Origin of the sequence: Bradyrhizobium betae, assembly GCF_050632175.1 — a bacterium.
Classification (GTDB): Bacteria; Pseudomonadota; Alphaproteobacteria; order Rhizobiales; family Xanthobacteraceae; genus Bradyrhizobium; species Bradyrhizobium betae_B.
The window spans coordinates 3316913-3334846 of sequence record NZ_CP192576.1; the positions used below are offsets into that span (position 1 = coordinate 3316913).

The window sequence follows — 17934 nt, forward strand, 5'->3', positions numbered from 1 at the left end:
CAACCGCTCCGGTGCCTTGCCGAAGGCTTCGCGCCAGCTCCTGGGGACAATTTCGCTGCGTGTTCACCAGAAGCACGGAAAGCCATCATGACCTCGATTTCGGCGCTCTCCACCAATCACCACACATCGCCGTTGAAGCGACTCCAGGATGAACTGCAGGCGGAAGTCAGTTCCGGCACGATCAACGCGTCCGATCAATCGGCGCTGTCAGCCGCGCTCAGCGACATCGACACCGCCTTGCAGTCGAGCAGTGCGAGCGATCAGTCGGGCAGCAGCGGATCGTCGTCCGACGCTTTCACGTCGAAGATCGACGATCTCATCAAGCAGGAAGTTTCGGCCGGCAAGCTGACCGACGAGCAAGCCACCGAGTTGCAGGGCATTTTCAAGGCGGCGTTCGCCCAGGGACCGGGCGGCCCCGGTGGAGCAGGCGGACCGCCGCCCGGCGGGCCTCCCCCTCAGGCGGCACGGACAGTTCGTCGAGCGGCAATTCGGTGGTGGACCTGCTTCAGCAATTCCTGGATCTCGCTGAAGAGCTTGCTAACGGAGCAGGCCTCGGCCAGCACGACAGGGGCAAGCGACACGACGGATGCAAGCGCGTCGTCCTCGACCGCGGCCACAGACAGTTCGTCGAGCAGCAGTTCGGCGACGGACCTGCTTGAACAATTTCTGCAGTCGCTGAAGAACTCGCTCGCGGATTCAACCTACAGCGCCAAGCAAGCGAGCGACGAGATCAAGGCAAGCGATCCGTCGATGTCGGGCGTCCTGATCAACGACCGGATCTGATACAGCGACGTATCGCAGGCCAGTCGCGGCGCAACCATCCTTCGTGCCCTCCGAAGGGTGGTTGCTTGCCGAAGCTGCCATGCAGCGAGGGTGTGCCTCAGCGGTGCTTATGCCGGCGATGGCCACCGCCGCCAACATTGGCGAGCCGCATCAGTTGCGGGATCATCGCCATCATGTCGCCGCCGCCGGCACCGCCCATCATGCCCATGATATCGCCGCCACCGATGCCGCCGAGCCCGGCCGGTATGTAGCCGCCTCCGCTCATCGGCGTGTAGCCGCCGTAGTTCGGCGCACCGAAGCCGCCGCCGAAATTGCCGGCACCCATGCCGCCGCCGAAGCCGCCGCCCATCATGCCGCCGATCCCGCCGCCGCCGTTCTCCATCATGCGGCTCATCATCGGGCCCATGGTCTGCATCAGCATGGCGAAGCGGCGCTTGCCCATCTTCGCCTTCATCATTTCCAGCATCGGCGCCATCTGGGTCATCATGTCCTCGCCGCCGGCGCCTCCGCCGCCGAGGAACTGCGCCCTTGCCGGCACGCTCGAGATCGAAAACAGCAACAGCACCGCGGCTGCCTGGCAGATCACCTTGTCCGCACCTCTCATGGCCTGCTCCTCGCGTGCGTGGCTCCGCCGGGAGAGCGGGGCCTACCGGACGCACGCGGCCATGGTTACGGCCGAGCAGCGAGAAGCTCTGTGAGAAAGATCACGCCGGCGGAAACGCCCGGTGGATCGCAGCAACTGCGTCCCGGGTTTGCCCCTGAACATAGGGCGCAAGCTCGTTGGGCAGCATATCGATGATCCAGACCAGGCGGCACGCCTTGTCGCCCTCGGCGATCACTTGCACCGAGGCGCTGTAATGCTTCAGCCGTTCGTTGTCGATCGCATAGACCAGCCGCTGCCGCGCATCGTCGCAATCCACCAGCACCTCGCGCGCGACCGAACCGTTGGCGAAGGTGACGATGCGTGCGCCGCCGTCGAGCGTGCATTCCGTGACGAAGCCCGGCGCCAGCCGCTGAGGCAGCGCGCCGAAATCGCGGACGGCGTCCCAGACTTGATCGGCAGGGACGTTGAGGGAAACATCGTTATGGATGGAGGCCATGAAAGGTGTCCTGAAATGCAGTATGGGTAGGGTGGGCAAAGGCGCGCAGCGCCGTGCCCACCATTCAACGGCATTGTCGCGAGCAGTTGGTGGGCACGCTTCGCTTTGCCCACCCTACGAAATCTCACACGCAAACCGCCTCGACATTGTTTCCATCAGGATCGATCAGGAACGCTGCATAGTAGGTCGGGCTGTAATCCTTGCGCGGGCCGGCGCCGCCATTGTCGCGGCCGCCGCTCTTGAGGCCTTCGCTGTGAAACGCCTTGACCGCGTCATGATCCGCGGCGCGAAACGCGATATGCGCGCCGTCGGCCTTGCGCCCCTTGTTCAGATGCAGCCACAGCGCCGGCTCGCCCTTCGGGCCGAAGCCGGCATAGCCGTCGCCGCTGGAGCACAGCACATGGCCGAGCGGCGCCAGCACCGCGGTGTAGAAGCGCGTGGCGACGTCGAGGTCGGCAACGCGCAATCCGATATGGTCGTACATGGTCGTCTCCATTGCAAAGCGTGCCGCGAGTGGCGCGCGGCGGAGACGAGCCTAGTCAGTTGAGGGCGAACGGCTCTTGGAGAATCTTGCGCTGTCCGCGAGACGCCTGCCGGAATTTCGTCGGCGATACGCCGGCGGCGCGGTGGAAGGTGCGGACGAAGTTGGAGAGGTCGCCAAAGCCGACGTCATAGGCGATGTCGGTGACCGCGATATCATCCTCTGTCAGCAGCCGCGCCGCGCGCCGCAGCCGCGAGCGGACCAGATATTGATGCGGCGTGACCCCGAGCACGCCGGAGAACAGTCGCAGGAAATGGAAGGGACTGAGGCCCGCCTGCCGTGCGGCCTGTTCGAGATCGACCTCGGCATGTGAGTTTTCGTCGATCCACAATGCCGCTTCGACGGCGCGACGGCGATCGCGCGCGGTCGGCGTGGTCTGCTTGCGCGCTTTGTCCGAGACGATCTCGACAAAGCGGCCGGCCAGGATCTGACCGATCTCGTCGAGCCCGAGGTCGCTGTTGCCATCTGCCGCCGTCTGCGCGAGCTCGCCCAGCACCATCAGCTCGGATAGCGGCGGCGTCGCGCCGACCTGCCAGGCCTCGCGGCGTCCGCCGAGGCTATCGACGAGATCCTCGCCGAGGAAGAACGACAGGCAGACGTCGCCGCTGACATGCTCATGCGTGCAGGTGTATTCCTCACCGGGCGCGCCGACCAGCATTGAACCCGCCACCAGCTCGAAGAAGCCGGCGCGGCACCGGCAGCCGAAGCTGCCCGAGCGGACATAGGCAATGGAATGACCGGTGCGGCACTCCGCGAACGGCGTGTCGTCCGGGCCCGCGTCGCAGCGAAACTCGGAGACGGTCATCGATCGCGTCGTCAGCAGCGTGGTTGCATCCATGCCACCTATCTAGGTGGATGGCCGCGGCGGGGCAACGGGCAGCAGCACTTCGAACAGCGTCTTGCTGGCGATCGGATGGGCGCCTTCGAGCGCGAGCAGCCGCCGCTTCGAGATCACCCCGCCATAGGGCGAAAGCCGGTCGGTGTAATTGCCGGCCTCCAGCACCCGGTGGCAGGGCACGATCAGCATGTAGGGATTCCTCGAGATTGCCTGCGCCACCGAATGCGCGGCGCCGGAGGCGCCCAGCGTCCTGGCGATCTCGTGATAGGTGCGCGTCTCCCCGCGCGGAATGGCGCAGGCCGCCTCGTAGACGCGCCGGTGGAAGCCGGGCACGGCGCCGGCATCCAGGCTGACCCCGGAAAAATCGGGATCGCCGCCTTGCAGCAAGCCTGCGATGCCCTCGATCGCAAGCTCGGCATTTTCGGAAGGGCGCTGCTCGCGCGCCTCGGGATGAACCGCGAAGATCCGCCGGCGGGTGTCGATCTCCCGCGCCTCCGGCAATTGCACGGCGACGACACCGCCGCTGCTCCAGATGATGCAGCAGCGTCCGATAGCCGTGTCGAAGATTGCGTAAGCCCGCCCCACCATGCACACGCCCCACTCAGTGCACGTTTCTCCCCAGACACCCCATCATAACACCGCCACAATCCGGCGCACCTGGAATCTTACTGAGACGTTAACAACCGTCCTGCCGGGTGCGCCAAACCGCTTGGCGCGCGGCGCCGTCTCGGCTAATCAGGACGGGCGTGAGCCGCGCATCTGCGGGCGTAGTTCAATGGTAGAACGGCAGCTTCCCAAGCTGCATACGAGGGTTCGATTCCCTTCGCCCGCTCCAAGGCTTCCCCGATTGTGACGTCCACCTGATTGATCTGACAGGCGCAAGCGCGCCGACCGCTCCGGCGCCAAATTTCTCATATATTAGCCTCTCGCTCCCGGCATCCGCCGCTGCCCGCGCTAAGCTCATCTCGTCTTGGCGGCCGCGGTCCGAGCGCCGGGCAAGCTTGGATGAATCCCATGGACCAGCAAAAACTCGACCGCGCGATTGGTCGCCGCTTGAAGACGTTGAGGATGCAGGCCGGCATGACGCTGAATGAACTTGCGGCGCGCTCCGGCGTCAGCCGGGCCATGATCGGGCGGGTGGAGCGGGCGCAGAGCAGTGCGACGGCGGCACTGCTCAACAAGCTCTGCGCGGCGCTCGATGTCACCCTCAGCGACGTCGTCGCGCTCGCGGAGAAACCCCGGAGCGACTTGTGCGGGTCGCCGACCAGCCGCAATGGCGCGATCCCGACAGCGGTTATCTGCGGCGTCATGCGTCGCCGCCGGACGCGGCCAGCGGCATCGAGATCATCGTCGTCGATCTGCCGGCCGGCGCGCGCGTCTCCTACAGCCCCTGGGGGCGCAATGCCTTCACCCAGCAGTTGCTGATGCTGGAGGGCGCGGTCTGCGTGCATATCGACGCCAAGACGGTGCGCCTGCGCGAGGGCGATTGCCTGGACTTCGACGTCATGCGCGCCGTGACCTTCGAAAACGAGGCCCGGCAGGACGCGCGCTACGTCATCATCACGCGGCGCGGCGCATCCTACGGAAAAATGTGAGAGAGGCGAGCTCCTGACGATGCAGATCCGCACCGGCGATACCTTCGATCCGCGCGTCATTGCGCTGCTCGATCATCACGTCACGGCGGCGCGGGCGCAGACGGCGCCGGGTAGTGCCCATGCGCTTGATCTCGCCGGCCTGCGCGCGCCCGACATCGCGTTCTGGACCGGATGGGACGGCGAGACGCTGGTCGCCACCGGCGCGTTGAAGACGCTTTCGGCCGATCATGGCGAGGTGAAGTCGATGCACACGCTGCAGACCACGCGGCGGCGCGGATTCGGTGGCCAGATGCTCCATCATATCATCGCTGACGCTCGCGCGCGCGGCATGTCGCGGCTCAGCCTGGAGACCGGCTCGTGGGACTATTTCAAGCCCGCGCATGCGCTCTACCAGGCCCATGGCTTCGTCCTCTGCGGGCCGTTCCAGGGCTATGTCGAGGATCCCAACAGCCTGTTCCTGACGCTCGACCTGAGCAGCTGAACTCGCGCTCGTCGTAGAGACGGTGCTATGTTCGCTCGAAATGGCGTGAAAAAGGAACCTGGGAATGAAACGCGCGCGGCTCGCGAATGGGCTCGACGTCACAGCGCTCGGCCTCGGCTCCGCCCCGCTCGGCGGATTGTTCACCCCTGTCAGCGATGCTGACGCGGAAGCGACCATCGAACGGGCGTGGACGGCGGGCATTCGCTTCTACGACACCGCGCCGCTTTACGGCTTCGGCCTGGCCGAACGGCGGCTTGGGACTTTCCTGCGGCAGCAGCCGCGCGATTCCTATGCCATCTCGACCAAGGTCGGCCGCCTGCTGCGCGCGCCCGATGGTGCGGTGGCCGAGGACGATTATTACAAGAGCGGGCAGCGCGAGCGGCCCGTATTCGACTTCAGCTATGACGGCGTGATGCGTTCGGTGGACGAAAGCCTGGGCCGGCTCGGGCTCGACCGCGTCGACGTCCTGCTCGTGCACGATCCCGACGATCACTATGACGACGCAATTGCCGGCGCCTTCCGCGCGCTGCAGCGCCTGCGCGATGACGGCACGGTCAAGGCGATCGGCGCCGGCATGAACCAATCGGAGATGCCGGTCCAATTTGCCGAGGCGGTGCCGGTCGACTGCTTCCTGCTCGCCGGCCGCTACACGCTGCTCGACCAGGGTGCGCTGGATGCGCTGTTTCCGGTCTGCATGGCGAAGCACATCGGCATCCTGCTCGGCGGCATCTACAACAGCGGCATCCTGGCCAATCCGCGCACGAACGCGAAGTTCAACTATCAGGACGCCGATGCGGCGCTCGTCACGAGGGCGCTGGAGCTCGATGAACTCTGCCGCAAGCACGGCACCGAGCTGAAGGCCGCCGCGCTCCAGTTTGGCATGGCCCATCCGGCAGTCACGGTCGCCGTGATGGGCGCGCGCAACGCCGCCGAAATCGCCGACAATATCGCGATGTCGCAGACGACGGTGCCGCAAGCATTCTGGCAGGAACTGCGCGCGCGAAACCTCGTCGACGCACGCGCGCCGCTGCCGGGCGGCGCATAAGCCATGATCATCGACGGCCACCAGCATTTCTGGGATCCGACGCGGGCCGACTATCCCTGGATGGATGCGCCGGAACTGGCGCCGATCCGACGTGCCTTCGGTCCCGCCGATCTTGCCCCGCTGCTGAAAGCGAACGGCATCGACGCCAGCATCGTGGTGCAGTGCCGCTCCGCGCTGGAGGAGACCGAGCAATTCTTGCGCATCGCGCATGCGACGCCCACCGTCATCGGCGTGGTCGGCTGGGTCGACCTGACCGATGGCGCGCTCGGCGACACGCTTGACCAGTTGAGGGCCTCGCCCGGCGGCGACAAGCTCGTCGGTATCCGTCATCAGGTCCACGACGAAGCCGATCCCGATTGGCTGTTGCGTCCGGATGTGCAGCGCGGCCTCACGACGGTGTTCGACCGCGATCTCACCTGCGATTTCCTCGTGCGCTCTCGGGAGCTGCCCGCCGCGATCGCAACGGCACAAGCCTTTCCGCAAGCGCGTTTCGTCCTCGACCACGCCGCCAAGCCACCGATCGCCGATGGCGGCAGCGCCGAATGGTCCGATCGCATCACGGCGTTAGCTGCTTGCGGCAACGTCTGGTGTAAGATCTCGGGGCTCGCGACGGAAGCGAGATGGAATGACTGGGATGCCGAGCGGCTGTTTCCGTTCGTCGCGCATGCCGCAGAATGTTTCGGTGAGGACCGCCTGATCTTCGGCTCGGACTGGCCGGTTTGCCTGCTGGCGGGAAGCTACGGCAAGATCAAGGACGCGCTGGAGGCGTGTCTGGTCAAACTGGGTGCGCGGGTGCGCGAGAAGGCGTTTGGCACGAATGCGCAGGCTGCGTATCGGTTGGCGGCCGATTAAGGCGACATGCGTTTCCGCATCGTCATGGCCGGGACAAGCCTGGAGACAAGCCCGGGCATGACGAGCTTGAGAGTACGTCACGCGCCCGCGGGTACCTGATCCAGAAATCCCGTGACGCTCCTGATCCGTCCGTCCTTCAGCACGGCGAAATCCGTCCCCTTGATCGGGCTGTCGACACCATCGGGACCGAGCCCCCAGCTGAAGCGCACATGGTCGCCGTAGCCATTGGGCTCGCCGATCAGCTTGAACCTGAAGTCGGGAAAACGCTGCTGGACGCCGGCGATCAGCGCGTCGATGCCATCAGGGCCGTCGCCCTTCATCAGGGGATCGACGTAGCTCGCATCAGCGGTCCAGGTTTCACTCAGCAGTTGGCGTCGGCGGCCGGCTGCACGCTCGTTCCAGAGGTCGATGTAGCGGTGGGCGATGGTGATGGGGTCGGTCATGAGATGCTCCTTCGATGGCGCCGTGATGTTCGGCTGACCGTCACTATCGAAGGTTCACGCGTGCTGATCGATTACCTCGGAGGTTATGCGCATGATCCGGGAAAGTGTGCAGCGGTTTCCCGACAAGATCATGCGCCAACAAGAAATCTGAAGCGCAATGATATTTCATTGCGCTTCAGATGCGCGTGAATTTATCTTCGCGAGAAATTACTTCGCCGCGGTGACCATGATCTCGACGGTGTACTGCGCCGCAGCCAGCTTGGCTTCGACGGTGGCACGGGCCGGGGTGTTGCCGGGCGAGACCCAGGCGTCCCACACCGCGTTCATCTCGCCGAAGGTCTTCATGTCGGTGATGTAGATCGTGGCCGAGAGCAGCTTCGACTTGTCGGTGCCGGCCTTGGCGAGGTGGCTGTCGATGGTCGCCAGGATGTCCTGGGTCTGCTTCGTCACGCTTTCGCCGGCCGCCTTGTTGGCGACGACGCCGGCGAGATAGACGGTGTTGCCGTGCACGACGGCCTGGCTCATGCGCGGGCCGGTTTCGAAACGCTGAATGCTCATTTGGGATCTCCTGGTGGAATGGCGGCCCTGTCTAGCCCAGTGCCCCGCGCTCTGCCACCCCGGGCACGCATGCGTTGCCGGGTACGCATGCGTGCCCGGGCAAGCATGCGTCGCCTAATGAAACCGGCTGGAGGGGCCACATTGCCGCACGCCTCACCCCACAGCTTTCGCCGCCGCGCGGCCCGCATTGCGGCCCGAGAACAGGCAGCCGCCGAGGAAGGTGCCTTCCAGCGAGCGATAGCCGTGCACGCCGCCGCCGCCGAAGCCCGCGGCTTCGCCGACCGCATAGAGGCCGGGAATGACGCTGCCCTCGGCGCCGAACACGCGCGAGTCGAGATCGGTCTCGAAGCCGCCCAGCGTCTTGCGGGTGAGGATGTTGAGCTTGACCGCGATCAACGGTCCCTGCGCGGGATCGAGGATGCGGTGCGGCGCGGCGGTGCGGATCAGCCTGTCGCCGATATAGCGCCGCGCATTGTGGATGTTCATCACCTGCGCATCCTTGACGTAGGGGTTTGCGATCTCGCGGTCGCGCGCCTCGATCTGGATCCTGATGTGCTCGAGCTTGAGGAGGTCGCTGCCGGCGAGCTTGTTCATCTCCGCGACGAGATCCTCCAGCCTGTCGCGCACGATGAAGTCGACACCATGGCTCTTGAACGCCTCCACCGGCGCCGGCGCGCCCTTGTTGGTGGCGCGGCGCAATGTCATGCGCCAGCTCTTCCCGGTCAGATCAGGGTTCTGCTCCGATCCCGACAGTGCAAATTCCTTCTTGATGATGCTCTGGGTCAGGATGAACCAGGAGTATTCGTAGCCGGTCGACATGATGTATTGGAGCTGGCCGAGCGTGTCGGACCCCGGGAACAGCGGCGCCGGCAATCGCGTGCCCGTGGCGTCGAACCACATCGAGGATGGACCTGGCAGGATGCGGATGCCGTGGCGCGGCCAGATCGGATTCCAGTTCTGGATGCCCTCAACATAATGCCACATGCGGTCGCGGTTGATCAGCCGGGCGCCTGATTTTTCGGTGATGCCGATCATGCGGCCGTCGACATGCTCGGGCACACCGGAGATCATGAACTTCGGGGGATCACCGAGCCGCTTCGGCCAGTTTTGCCGCACCAGCTCGTGATTGCCGCCGATGCCGCCGGACGCCACGATCACCGCCTGCGCCTTCAGCGCAAATTCGCCGACGACGTTGCGCGACGAACTCTTGCCGCGCTCGATCGTGTCGGGCGCGAGGACGGCGCCGCTGACGCCATCCACCGTGCCATTGGTGATGGAGAGGGCATCGACGCGATGGCGGAACTTGAAGGTCAGCCGACCGCTCTTCACAGCCTCGCGCGCACGGCGCTCGAACGGCTCGACGATGCCGGGCCCGGTTCCCCAGGTGACGTGGAAACGCGGCACCGAATTGCCGTGGCCCATCGCGTCATAGCCGCCGCGCTCGGCCCAGCCGACCACGGGGAAGATGCGATGGCCCATTGCGCGCAGCCAGTCGCGCTTCTCGCCGGCCGCGAATGCCACATAGGCCTCGGCCCATTGGCGCGGCCAGAAGTCGTCGTCGCGGTCGAAGCCGGCGGTGCCGAGCCAGTCCTGCATCGCAAGCTCGAAGGAGTCCTTGATGCCGAGCCGGCGCTGCTCCGGCGAATTGACCAGGAACAATCCGCCGAACGACCAGAAGGCCTGGCCGCCCAGCGACTGCTCACCTTCCTGGTCCACCACGATCACGCGCTTGCCCGCATCCGCAATCTCGGTTGCGGCCACCAGTCCCGATAGGCCTGCACCGACGACGATGACGTCTGTCTCTTCAGCCACCTGTTTCCCCGCCATAGGTTCCCCCGTCGTTGCCCGGATTGAAGCCAGTGGTTGCAACCGAGATCAAGGGCTTGTCCGGTAAGACATCGTTAACTTGTTCCACTTTGAGACCGAGACGGGCCTGAAGTGCAGCGCGGGCGCAACACTGGATTTGAATTTGTTTTGAGCGAGCCGGCGTGCCTAGACAAAACCGCGGTTACGACCGACCCTAGCTGGGCATCACCACCTGACACGCAGATTCGAATTCGACTGGGGCGGGGGACAATGAAGGTTCTGACGGGGTTGCTCGCGGCGGTTCTCCTGATCGTGGGCATGGGGACTTCTCACGCGGTGGTTCGGATCGCGGATGACCGCGGCGGCCGGATCGGAACCTACGTCGACAAATACCAGGACCTGCGCCAGTCCGGTGACACCGTCATCATCGACGGACTCTGCGCCTCGGCCTGTACCATCGTCCTCGGCGCCATCCCGCACGACCGCATCTGTGTGACCTCGCACGCGACGCTGGGCTTCCACGCCGCCTGGGACTTCGGCACCAACGGCCGCGCCGTCACCAACACCGAGGCGACGCAGATGCTCTATGCGATGTATCCATCGCAGGTGAAACGGTGGATCAACCAGCGCGGCGGCCTCACCCCGCACATGCTGTTCCTGAAGGGCAAGCAGCTCCAGGCCATGTACAAGCCCTGCTACCTGGACGCGCAGGCCTCGACCAGCAAGCCCGCCTCGCCCCGGCCATCTCCGAAAGTGGAGGAGCTGGAGTCCGCTCGGGGCCAGCTGCTTCGCTGAGACAGTCAGCACGACGTGATCCCTAGTCCGTCCGTGGCGCTTGCCCGCGGGCGGGCTGAAGCCTATTTGAAGGGCAGGAACCGCGGCCTTCGCCCCGATGATTGTCATGGCTCAACCACTGCACCCCGCCCATCCAGTACAGGACAATTCGCCCACTGCCGGCCGGCTGCCGCTCGTGCTGCTGTCGGCTGGCGCTGGAGTCGGTGGGCTGGTCGTGCTCGGCGCACTGGCGCTGTGGTTCCACTATGGCAGCCAGATGTTCTTCGAAATGATCAGGACCGGCTTTGCCGCCTGCTTCTGACCCGCGACAGGAAGTTTTCCGCTCATGAGTTCAGCCGCCCGTCCGCTGGTGATCGCGACCGCCTTCGCCGCAAGCCTCATCGTCGGGCTGCTGCTCGTGTTCTGGGCCATGGGCGGGGTCAGCAAAGTGGCGCAGCCGGCCGCGATCGGGGGGCCGTTCCAGCTCACCGACCAGCACGGCAAGGCCGTCACCGACAAGAACCTGAAGGGCAAGCCGACCCTGATCTTCTTCGGCTACACCCATTGCCCCGACGTCTGCCCGACCTCGCTGTTCGAGATCTCGGAGGTGCTGCGCGCGATGGGCAAGGACGCGGACAAGGTCAATGCCGTCTTCATCTCGGTCGACCCCGAGCGCGATACACCGGCGATCATGAAAGACTATCTCGCCAGCTTCGACCCGCATCTCGAAGGCCTCAGCGGCGATCCCGATGCGATCGCGGGCGTCATCAAGTCCTACCGGGTCTACGCCAAGAAGGTCCCGACCAAGGATGGCGACTACACCATGGACCACACCGCGCTGATCTATCTGATGGACCGCGACGGCCGCTTCGTCTCGCCGTTCAACCTGAAGCGGACGCCGGAAGAGGCGGCGGCAGACCTGAAGCGGTATCTCTAGGCCCCCGCCCTTAGCCGCAATCGGCGCTCGCGTTCCCGGGCGGATGGTCTATAACGCCCTCCGATCCCAACGATATCAGTTCATTTCCCGCCGATGGCCCCGTCGCGACAGGCAAGATCGTCCAGAACCATGCGCCTCGTCCTGCTCGGCCTGGCGGCTGGCATTTGCCTGCTTCCGAGCCTGCCGGCCGTCCAGGCCCAGGCTCCGGCCAAGCAGCCTCCGGCAGCACCCCAAGGGACCTCTCAGGCAGCGCCTCAGGTCGCCCCCCAGGCCGTTCCCGGCTTCTGGGATCCACGTCGGCGGCCGGAGCGGCCGGACCTGTCGCGCCTGACCGTGATCCGCTTCCTGACCGAGACCGACTATCCGCCGTTCAACTACACCGGCGCCGACGGCAATCCGGCCGGATTCAACGTCGATCTGGCCCGCGCGCTGTGTGAGGAGGTCAAGGTCACCTGCACGGTGCAGATGCGCCGCTTCGAGACGCTGGTCGATGCGCTCAGCTCCAACCGGGGCGATGCCATCATCGCCTCGATGGCGGTGAGCCCGCAGCTCCGCGCCCGCGTCGATTTCACCGATCCCTATTACCGCGTGCCGGCGCGCTTCGCCTCGCGCAAGGACGCCGTGATGCCCGAGATCCGGCCCGAATATCTGGAAGGCAAGAAAGTCGGGGTGATCGCCGGCTCCGCGCATGAGGCCTATCTGAAGGCGATGTTCACCGACGCCGAGCTGCACGGCTATCCCAACGACGACGCGCTCCGCAGCGCCTTGCGCAAGAGCGAGGTCGATTTCATTTTCGGCGACGCCATCTCGCTGGCGTTCTGGATCAACGGCACCGATTCCGGCGATTGCTGCGCCTTCTCCGGCGGCCCGTTCGTCGAGAGCCGCTTCTTCGGCGAAGGCATCGGCATCGCCGTCCGCAAGGGCAACGACGTGCTGCGCCAGGCCCTGAACTGGGCCCTGTTCCGCGTCTGGGAAAAAGGCCGCTACACCGATCTGTGGCTGCGCTATTTCTCGGTGAGCCCGTTTTAGTTTCGCTGCTTCCTCACCGTCATTGCGAGGAGCGCAGCGACGAAGCAATCCAGACTGTTTCCGCGGAAAGATTTTGGATTGCTTCGCTTCGCTCGCAATGACGGCTGAGGCGGCTGCTTCGCCCCACCAACTTTTGCATTTGGCCCGGAAATCGCTATTTTCCGCAGCCCGGAGGCTCTTCAATGTCCGTTATCGATCTCGCCGCGAACCCGAGCGACCTGCGTGCGCTCGCCGAACAATCCAACGCCTGGCCGTTCGAGCAGGCGAAGGCCATTGTCGCGCGGCTTAAGAAAAGCCCGAAGGACGAGGTGCTGTTCGAGACCGGCTACGGTCCGTCCGGCCTGCCGCATATCGGCACGTTCGGCGAGGTTGCGCGCACCTCGATGGTGCGCCACGCCTTCCGCGTACTGACCGAGGACAAGATCAGGACGCGCCTGCTCGCCTTTTCCGACGACATGGACGGGTTCCGGAAAGTGCCCGACAACGTCCCTAACAAGGAGATGCTGACCGCGCATCTCGGCAAACCGCTGACGCGCGTGCCGGATCCGTTCTCCAACGAGTACCCGTCGTTCGGCGCGCATAACAATGCGCGCCTGCGCGCCTTCCTCGATCATTTCGGCTTCGACTACGAGTTCGCCAGCTCGACCGACTACTACACTTCAGGCCGCTTCGACGCGACACTGCTGAAGATGCTGGCTGCCTACGACAAGGTGATGGCGATCATCCTGCCGACGCTCGGTCCCGATCGCCGCGCGACCTATTCGCCGTTCTTGCCGATCAGCAAGACGACGGGTGTCGTGCTCCAGGTGCCGATGATCCGCCGCGACGTCGCAGCCGGCACGGTGACCTATGTCGATCCTGACACCAACCAGGAAATCGAAACTCCCGTCACCGGCGGAAACGTAAAATGCCAGTGGAAGGCGGACTGGGCGATGCGCTGGGTCGCGCTCGGCGTCGACTACGAGATGGCCGGCAAGGATCTGATCGACTCGGTGAAGCTGTCCGGTGCGATCGCCAGGGCGCTCGGTGGCACGCCGCCCGAGGGCTTCAACTACGAGCTCTTCCTCGACGAGAAGGGCCAGAAGATCTCGAAGTCGAAGGGCAATGGCCTCACCATCGACGAATGGCTTCGCTACGCCTCGCCGGAATCGCTGTCGCTGTTCATGTATCGCGAGCCGAAGGCGGCCAAGCGGCTGTATTTCGATGTCATCCCGCGCAACGTCGACGACTACCAGCAGTTCATCGACGGCTTCGCCAAGCAGGACGGCAAGCAGCAGCTCGGCAATCCGGTCTGGCACGTCCACAGCGGCCATCCGCCGAAGGGCGATATGCCCGTTACCTTCCAGCTCCTGCTGACGCTGGTGTCGTCGTCGAACGCGGAGAATGCCGAGACGCTGTGGGGCTTCATCGGTCGCTACCGCCCGGGCGTGAGCCCGCAGACGCATCCCAAGCTCGATGCGATGGTCGGCTACGCCATCAACTATTACCGCGACTTCGTCGCGCCGACGAAGCAGTTCCGCGAACCGACCGAGGTCGAGCGCGCTGCGTTGCAGGATCTGCGCGATGCGCTGTCGCAGTTGCCGCAGGACGCAACGCCGGAGGACATCCAGAACGTGGTCTACGAGATCGGCCGCCGCGAGCCGTTCCTCGACCAGGTCAAGAAGGGCAAGGACGGCCGCCCCGGCGTCACGCTCGATTGGTTCAACATGCTCTACCAGGTGCTGCTCGGCCAGGAGAAGGGGCCGCGCTTTGGCTCCTTCGTCGCGGTGTACGGCGTCCAGAACGCGGTGAACATGATCGACGGCGCGCTGGCGCGGAGCGCGTGAGGGATAACCTCGGCGTCATCGCCCGGCTTGACCGGGCGATCCAGTACGCCGAGATAGCTGATTAGGCCGAGACGTTGCGGAGTACTGGATTCCCCGCCTTCGCGGGGAATGACATCGAGTAATACGGCGAAGTCGCGGAGTGTGCGCCCCCGCTCAGATCGAGCGCAGCACGTAGCGCCGGTTGTCCTTCTGCACCGGGCGTGCGTTCATCGGATAGAGTTTTGCGAACGCCGCAACGTCGGCCGCCGACACCTGGACCGGGGTGGTCAGCAGCAGCCATTCGACCACTTCGGAGCAGGGCGGCGTGGTCAGCGAGCCGGGATAGCGGAAGTAGCTGAGCCTCGTGGGCAGCATGCCGTGGAGATCGATGCTCGTGTCGGCTTTCACCGCGGGCCCTTCGGCCGCCGGCATGGTCTTGACGATCTTGCCGAAGGCAGCATTCGGCCGGCCCTCGGCCATCAGTACGCCGACCACGGCGAGACCGCCGGCATCGTTGCGATGGACGAAATGCGCCTCCATCGGAAAATTCTTGCCGCCGATCATGTGCTCGCTCGGCCGGTGGAAGTGCACCTGCAGCAGCTTGTACTTGACGTCGCCGAGCGTGAGCGTGCTGCCTTCGGCGAAGTTGAGCTGGATGGTATGTCCGTTGTTGACGATGGTGTCGGCGCTCTTGCCCCAGTTTACCTTCAGCGCAGGCAACTGCGATTTGACCGTCGCTTCGATGTCGATCGGCGATTGCTGAGAGCCGACCGCGCAGACCTTGTTGGCGGCGTCGAGATCGCCCCATTTGGCCGGGGCGCCAGCGCCCTCGTAGCTCCAATGCGCGCCTTCGGCGGCAAAGCCCGGCTTGCATACCGGACAGAGCGCGAGACCAGCCAAAGCCTTCAATGCGTGACGGCGATTCATCATATTCCCCCTGCGAAAAATTGGATCGGCAATGCGTGGGGAACCTAGGCGAGAGCTGCGCTGAGTCGCAAGGTCGCCGGGGCGAGATGCGGCGCGCCGGTGTCATGATCCGGTCGCAACGCAATCACTGGCTTGCCCACACGATGCGCGCGATCCAGTCGACGTCGTTCGCCGCGATTGTGCGCTCGGACTGCGCCGCTTCGAGCGGCTGCAAGTCCAGCGCCTTGGCGGTGCGTCGCTTCAACGTCGCGATCGTGACTTCGCCCGCTTTGGTCTTCACCACCACGCGGTCGCCTTTGCGGATCGGCGCGCGGGGCGAGACCAGGATGATGTCGCCGCTCCGATACACCGGCGCGAGCGCGTCGCCGGAGATCTCCAGCGCAAAGATGTGGCTGTCCTCGTTGGTGGGAAGCGCAGTCTCTGTCCAGCCCTTGCCGGAGGGACGGCCTTGCTCGTTAAAGGCGCCGCTCGCGCCGGCCAGCGCGAAGTCGAGCAACGGAAGCGAACGGCCGTCGCCTGAATTGTCGCCGACCAGTCTGGCAAAGGTGTCGAGCGAGTCGCCGGTCGCCGCCAGCGCCTTGGCGATCGATTCGGTGGATGGCCAGCGCTCGCGGCCGTCGGCGGTGACGCGCTTGGACCTGTTGAAGGTGGTGGGATCGAGCCCGGCGCGCTTGGCAAGACCGGACGGCGACAGGCCGGCACGCTCCGCCAGCCGATCCAGCGCGACCCAGATCTGGTCGTGAGAGAGTATCCTCTGCGCTTTGGCCTGCCTGACCATGGAAGGTCCAGCCCGTCGCAACTCAGGAAAACTATCCTCAAATCAACCGGTTTTCCGTTTCCCGTGCAAGGGGCGGCTCTAACTCTTGAGTTCAGGGGGAGCCGCCTTTACGGTCGCGCCCGGGTTTCAAGACCCGCAAGAGACGAAAAAACCCGGGAAATTCAAAGGGCTCCGCAAGCGGTGGTCAAGATCTACAAAATCTGTCCGGCCTCGGCCTGGCGCGAGGCGGAACGGCAGGGTGTTTACCTCGGCAGCGAGGACGATTCGCGCGACGGTTTCATCCACTTCTCGACCGCCGCTCAGGTTCCCGAGACCTTGCGCAAGCATTATTTCGGCCAGCGGGCGCTGTTCCTGGTCGAGGTCGACGGCGATGCGCTTGGCGGCGAATTGCGTTGGGAGCGCTCGCGCAACGAGGAGCTGTTTCCACATCTCTATGGCGAGCTCGATCTCGGCGCGGTGCTCTCGGTGATCAACCTCAACATGCGCTCCGATGGCGGCCACGACGTTCCGGAGCTTCTGCCGTGATCCGCGCCTTCGACGCTTTTTCGCTGCCAGTGCTGCGCTGGCTTGATCCGGAGGATGCGCATCGCCTGGCGATCCAGGGCCTGCGCTTCCTGCCGCCGGGCAAGCCGCGCGCCGACGATCCCAAGCTCGCGGTGCGCGCCTTCGGGCTCAACTTCCCCAATCCAATCGGCATGGCCGCGGGTTTCGACAAGAGCGCGGAGGTGCCGGACGCGCTGCTGCGGCTCGGCTTCGGCTTCGTCGAGATCGGCTCGGTGACGCCGAAGCCGCAGGCCGGCAATCCGCGGCCTCGGCTGTTTCGCCTCGAGCGCGACGAGGCCGTCATCAACCGCATGGGCTTCAACAATGACGGTGCCGAAGTGGTGCTGCGCCGGCTTGCCGCGCGCGCGCAGCACGGCGGCATCGTCGGCGTCAATGTCGGCGCCAACAAGGATTCAGCCGATCGTGTCGCCGACTACGTCAAGCTGATCGAGACCTTTGCGCCGGTGGCGAGCTACTTCACCGTCAACGTCTCCTCGCCGAACACGCCGGGCCTGCGCAATCTGCAGGAAGGCGCGCTGCTCGACGATCTCCTCGGGCGCGTGATCGAAGCACGCGAGCGGGTGCGCCAGAAGGCCGGCGACACGCCGGTGCTGCTCAAGATCGCGCCGGATCTGAGCCTCGCCCAGCTCGACGACGTCGTGCAGGTGGCGCGCTCGCGCCGGGTCGACGGCATGATCGTCTCCAACACGACCATCGCGCGGCCGAGCACGCTGCGCGAGGACACGCGCGCCAGGGAGCAAGGCGGCCTGTCCGGCCGGCCGCTGTTCCGCCTGTCGACGCGCATGGTTGCCGAAACCTATGTGCGCGTCGAAGGCGCATTCCCCTGATCGGCGTCGGCGGCGTGGATTCCGGCGGCGCTGCGTTGACGAAGATTCGTGCGGGCGCGAGCCTGATCCAGCTCTATTCGTCGCTGGTCTACAAGGGCCTCGGTCTCGTCGACGAGATCAAGCGCGACCTGACCTCGACGCTGCTGCGGACAGGGCGGGATTCGCTGTCGGAGATCGTCGGCGCGGATGCGGCGACGCTGACGGCGGAAGACTGGCCGGGGATGTGACTCTCGTGCCCCGGACGCAGCGCA

Annotated in this window: 21 protein-coding genes, 1 tRNA gene and 2 pseudogenes; 14 read left to right on the forward strand and 10 right to left on the reverse strand. The window is 65.2% G+C overall.

Translation table 11 applies throughout. From position 1 onward, the window contains the following. The first annotated feature begins 87 nt into the window (after nt 1-87). Nucleotides 88-783 (forward strand): hypothetical protein, encoded by a 696-nt coding sequence (locus tag ACQ86E_RS15880; protein WP_431206173.1) that lies wholly within the window; start codon nt 88-90, stop codon nt 781-783. Between the two features lie 97 nt (nt 784-880). On the opposite strand, the gene ACQ86E_RS15885 is transcribed toward ACQ86E_RS15880, so the two are convergent. From ACQ86E_RS15885 to ACQ86E_RS15905, 5 genes are all read right to left on the reverse strand, one after another. Beyond that, nucleotides 881-1387, reverse strand: a complete 507-nt coding sequence (locus ACQ86E_RS15885; protein ID WP_431206174.1) for a hypothetical protein — start codon at nt 1385-1387, stop codon at nt 881-883. Between the two features lie 100 nt (nt 1388-1487). Further along, nucleotides 1488-1883 carry an SRPBCC family protein gene (locus ACQ86E_RS15890; protein WP_431206175.1) on the reverse strand — a complete coding sequence of 132 codons (396 nt, stop codon included), beginning with the start codon at nt 1881-1883 and terminating at the stop codon, nt 1488-1490. Nucleotides 1884-2007: 124 nt separating this feature from the next. Further along, nucleotides 2008-2367, reverse strand: a complete 360-nt coding sequence (locus ACQ86E_RS15895; protein ID WP_431206176.1) for a VOC family protein — start codon at nt 2365-2367, stop codon at nt 2008-2010. Nucleotides 2368-2422: 55 nt separating this feature from the next. After that, the gene (locus ACQ86E_RS15900) at nt 2423-3262 is read right to left on the reverse strand and encodes a helix-turn-helix domain-containing protein (protein WP_431206177.1); all 840 of its coding nucleotides are present in this window, start codon (nt 3260-3262) and stop codon (nt 2423-2425) included. A 9-nt stretch (nt 3263-3271) separates the two neighbouring features. Continuing rightward, entirely contained in the window at nt 3272-3850 is a 579-nt protein-coding gene (locus ACQ86E_RS15905) for a methylated-DNA--[protein]-cysteine S-methyltransferase (RefSeq protein ID WP_431206178.1), read from the reverse strand. A 173-nt stretch (nt 3851-4023) separates the two neighbouring features. Here ACQ86E_RS15905 and ACQ86E_RS15910 point away from each other — a divergent pair. From ACQ86E_RS15910 to ACQ86E_RS15935, 6 genes and pseudogenes are all read left to right on the forward strand, one after another. Further along, a tRNA-Gly gene (locus ACQ86E_RS15910) sits at nt 4024-4097 on the forward strand. Nucleotides 4098-4342: 245 nt separating this feature from the next. Then, nucleotides 4343-4426: pseudogene (locus tag ACQ86E_RS15915) on the forward strand (helix-turn-helix domain-containing protein); the annotation flags it as partial. Between the two features lie 86 nt (nt 4427-4512). Then, nucleotides 4513-4857 carry a cupin domain-containing protein gene (locus tag ACQ86E_RS15920; protein ID WP_431206665.1) on the forward strand — a complete coding sequence of 115 codons (345 nt, stop codon included), beginning with the start codon at nt 4513-4515 and terminating at the stop codon, nt 4855-4857. 19 nt (nt 4858-4876) lie between these two features. Further along, nucleotides 4877-5338, forward strand: a complete 462-nt coding sequence (locus ACQ86E_RS15925; RefSeq protein ID WP_431206179.1) for a GNAT family N-acetyltransferase — start codon at nt 4877-4879, stop codon at nt 5336-5338. Nucleotides 5339-5402: 64 nt separating this feature from the next. Beyond that, complete coding sequence (locus ACQ86E_RS15930; RefSeq protein ID WP_431206180.1) at nt 5403-6383, forward strand: aldo/keto reductase; 981 nt, start codon at nt 5403-5405, stop codon at nt 6381-6383. Between the two features lie 3 nt (nt 6384-6386). Then, nucleotides 6387-7235: an amidohydrolase family protein gene (locus ACQ86E_RS15935; RefSeq protein ID WP_431206181.1), complete on the forward strand. Its 849-nt coding sequence runs from the start codon at nt 6387-6389 to the stop codon at nt 7233-7235. A gap of 77 nt (nt 7236-7312) precedes the next feature. Here the strand turns inward: ACQ86E_RS15935 and ACQ86E_RS15940 are convergent, their stop codons facing one another. The 3 genes from ACQ86E_RS15940 to ACQ86E_RS15950 all read right to left on the reverse strand — a co-directional run bounded on the left by ACQ86E_RS15940 (nt 7313) and on the right by ACQ86E_RS15950 (nt 10048). Beyond that, entirely contained in the window at nt 7313-7678 is a 366-nt protein-coding gene (locus ACQ86E_RS15940; RefSeq protein WP_431206182.1) for a nuclear transport factor 2 family protein, read from the reverse strand. Between the two features lie 207 nt (nt 7679-7885). Continuing rightward, entirely contained in the window at nt 7886-8236 is a 351-nt protein-coding gene (locus ACQ86E_RS15945) for a RidA family protein (protein WP_015689125.1), read from the reverse strand. Between the two features lie 153 nt (nt 8237-8389). Continuing rightward, nucleotides 8390-10048, reverse strand: coding sequence for an FAD-binding dehydrogenase (locus tag ACQ86E_RS15950; protein ID WP_431206183.1), 1659 nt, complete (start codon nt 10046-10048; stop codon nt 8390-8392). A 264-nt stretch (nt 10049-10312) separates the two neighbouring features. Between ACQ86E_RS15950 and ACQ86E_RS15955 the strand changes: the two genes are divergently transcribed. The 5 genes from ACQ86E_RS15955 to ACQ86E_RS15975 all read left to right on the forward strand — a co-directional run bounded on the left by ACQ86E_RS15955 (nt 10313) and on the right by ACQ86E_RS15975 (nt 14608). Continuing rightward, on the forward strand, nt 10313-10837 hold the full coding sequence (locus ACQ86E_RS15955; RefSeq protein WP_431206184.1) for a hypothetical protein: 525 nt from the start codon (nt 10313-10315) through the stop codon (nt 10835-10837). A gap of 106 nt (nt 10838-10943) precedes the next feature. Then, nucleotides 10944-11138 carry a hypothetical protein gene (locus ACQ86E_RS15960; RefSeq protein WP_431206185.1) on the forward strand — a complete coding sequence of 65 codons (195 nt, stop codon included), beginning with the start codon at nt 10944-10946 and terminating at the stop codon, nt 11136-11138. Between the two features lie 24 nt (nt 11139-11162). Next, nucleotides 11163-11753 carry an SCO family protein gene (locus ACQ86E_RS15965; RefSeq protein ID WP_431206186.1) on the forward strand — a complete coding sequence of 197 codons (591 nt, stop codon included), beginning with the start codon at nt 11163-11165 and terminating at the stop codon, nt 11751-11753. A gap of 93 nt (nt 11754-11846) precedes the next feature. Further along, nucleotides 11847-12782, forward strand: coding sequence for a transporter substrate-binding domain-containing protein (locus ACQ86E_RS15970; protein ID WP_431206187.1), 936 nt, complete (start codon nt 11847-11849; stop codon nt 12780-12782). Nucleotides 12783-12964: 182 nt separating this feature from the next. Further along, complete coding sequence (locus ACQ86E_RS15975) at nt 12965-14608, forward strand: lysine--tRNA ligase (protein ID WP_431206188.1); 1644 nt, start codon at nt 12965-12967, stop codon at nt 14606-14608. Between the two features lie 153 nt (nt 14609-14761). Here the strand turns inward: ACQ86E_RS15975 and ACQ86E_RS15980 are convergent, their stop codons facing one another. Beyond that, a complete protein-coding gene (locus ACQ86E_RS15980; RefSeq protein WP_431206488.1) occupies nt 14762-15514 on the reverse strand; it encodes a carbonic anhydrase in 753 nt (250 codons plus the stop codon). 124 nt (nt 15515-15638) lie between these two features. Continuing rightward, complete coding sequence (locus tag ACQ86E_RS15985; protein WP_431206189.1) at nt 15639-16292, reverse strand: S24 family peptidase; 654 nt, start codon at nt 16290-16292, stop codon at nt 15639-15641. Between the two features lie 180 nt (nt 16293-16472). On the opposite strand from ACQ86E_RS15985, the gene ACQ86E_RS15990 reads away from it, so the two are divergent. After that, nucleotides 16473-16817 (forward strand): DUF952 domain-containing protein, encoded by a 345-nt coding sequence (locus tag ACQ86E_RS15990; RefSeq protein WP_431206190.1) that lies wholly within the window; start codon nt 16473-16475, stop codon nt 16815-16817. Next, nucleotides 16814-17910, forward strand: a pseudogene (locus ACQ86E_RS15995) (quinone-dependent dihydroorotate dehydrogenase). Before ACQ86E_RS15990 ends, ACQ86E_RS15995 begins: the two are co-directional and overlap by 4 nt. The last annotated feature ends 24 nt before the right edge of the window (nt 17911-17934 follow it).

What these genes read in the sequence shown, in the direction of transcription:
- ACQ86E_RS15880 (WP_431206173.1), top strand. Translation starts at nt 88, where the DNA reads ATGACCTCGATTTCGGCGCTCTCCACCAATCACCACACATCGCCGTTG.
- ACQ86E_RS15885 (WP_431206174.1), bottom strand. Translation starts at nt 1,387, where the DNA reads ATGAGAGGTGCGGACAAGGTGATCTGCCAGGCAGCCGCGGTGCTGTTG.
- ACQ86E_RS15890 (WP_431206175.1), bottom strand. Translation starts at nt 1,883, where the DNA reads ATGGCCTCCATCCATAACGATGTTTCCCTCAACGTCCCTGCCGATCAA.
- ACQ86E_RS15895 (WP_431206176.1), bottom strand. Translation starts at nt 2,367, where the DNA reads ATGTACGACCATATCGGATTGCGCGTTGCCGACCTCGACGTCGCCACG.
- ACQ86E_RS15900 (WP_431206177.1), bottom strand. Translation starts at nt 3,262, where the DNA reads ATGGATGCAACCACGCTGCTGACGACGCGATCGATGACCGTCTCCGAG.
- ACQ86E_RS15905 (WP_431206178.1), bottom strand. Translation starts at nt 3,850, where the DNA reads ATGGTGGGGCGGGCTTACGCAATCTTCGACACGGCTATCGGACGCTGC.
- ACQ86E_RS15925 (WP_431206179.1), top strand. Translation starts at nt 4,877, where the DNA reads ATGCAGATCCGCACCGGCGATACCTTCGATCCGCGCGTCATTGCGCTG.
- ACQ86E_RS15930 (WP_431206180.1), top strand. Translation starts at nt 5,403, where the DNA reads ATGAAACGCGCGCGGCTCGCGAATGGGCTCGACGTCACAGCGCTCGGC.
- ACQ86E_RS15935 (WP_431206181.1), top strand. Translation starts at nt 6,387, where the DNA reads ATGATCATCGACGGCCACCAGCATTTCTGGGATCCGACGCGGGCCGAC.
- ACQ86E_RS15940 (WP_431206182.1), bottom strand. Translation starts at nt 7,678, where the DNA reads ATGACCGACCCCATCACCATCGCCCACCGCTACATCGACCTCTGGAAC.
- ACQ86E_RS15945 (WP_015689125.1), bottom strand. Translation starts at nt 8,236, where the DNA reads ATGAGCATTCAGCGTTTCGAAACCGGCCCGCGCATGAGCCAGGCCGTC.
- ACQ86E_RS15955 (WP_431206184.1), top strand. Translation starts at nt 10,313, where the DNA reads ATGAAGGTTCTGACGGGGTTGCTCGCGGCGGTTCTCCTGATCGTGGGC.
- ACQ86E_RS15960 (WP_431206185.1), top strand. Translation starts at nt 10,944, where the DNA reads ATGGCTCAACCACTGCACCCCGCCCATCCAGTACAGGACAATTCGCCC.
- ACQ86E_RS15965 (WP_431206186.1), top strand. Translation starts at nt 11,163, where the DNA reads ATGAGTTCAGCCGCCCGTCCGCTGGTGATCGCGACCGCCTTCGCCGCA.
- ACQ86E_RS15970 (WP_431206187.1), top strand. Translation starts at nt 11,847, where the DNA reads ATGGCCCCGTCGCGACAGGCAAGATCGTCCAGAACCATGCGCCTCGTC.
- ACQ86E_RS15975 (WP_431206188.1), top strand. Translation starts at nt 12,965, where the DNA reads ATGTCCGTTATCGATCTCGCCGCGAACCCGAGCGACCTGCGTGCGCTC.
- ACQ86E_RS15980 (WP_431206488.1), bottom strand. Translation starts at nt 15,514, where the DNA reads ATGAATCGCCGTCACGCATTGAAGGCTTTGGCTGGTCTCGCGCTCTGT.
- ACQ86E_RS15985 (WP_431206189.1), bottom strand. Translation starts at nt 16,292, where the DNA reads ATGGTCAGGCAGGCCAAAGCGCAGAGGATACTCTCTCACGACCAGATC.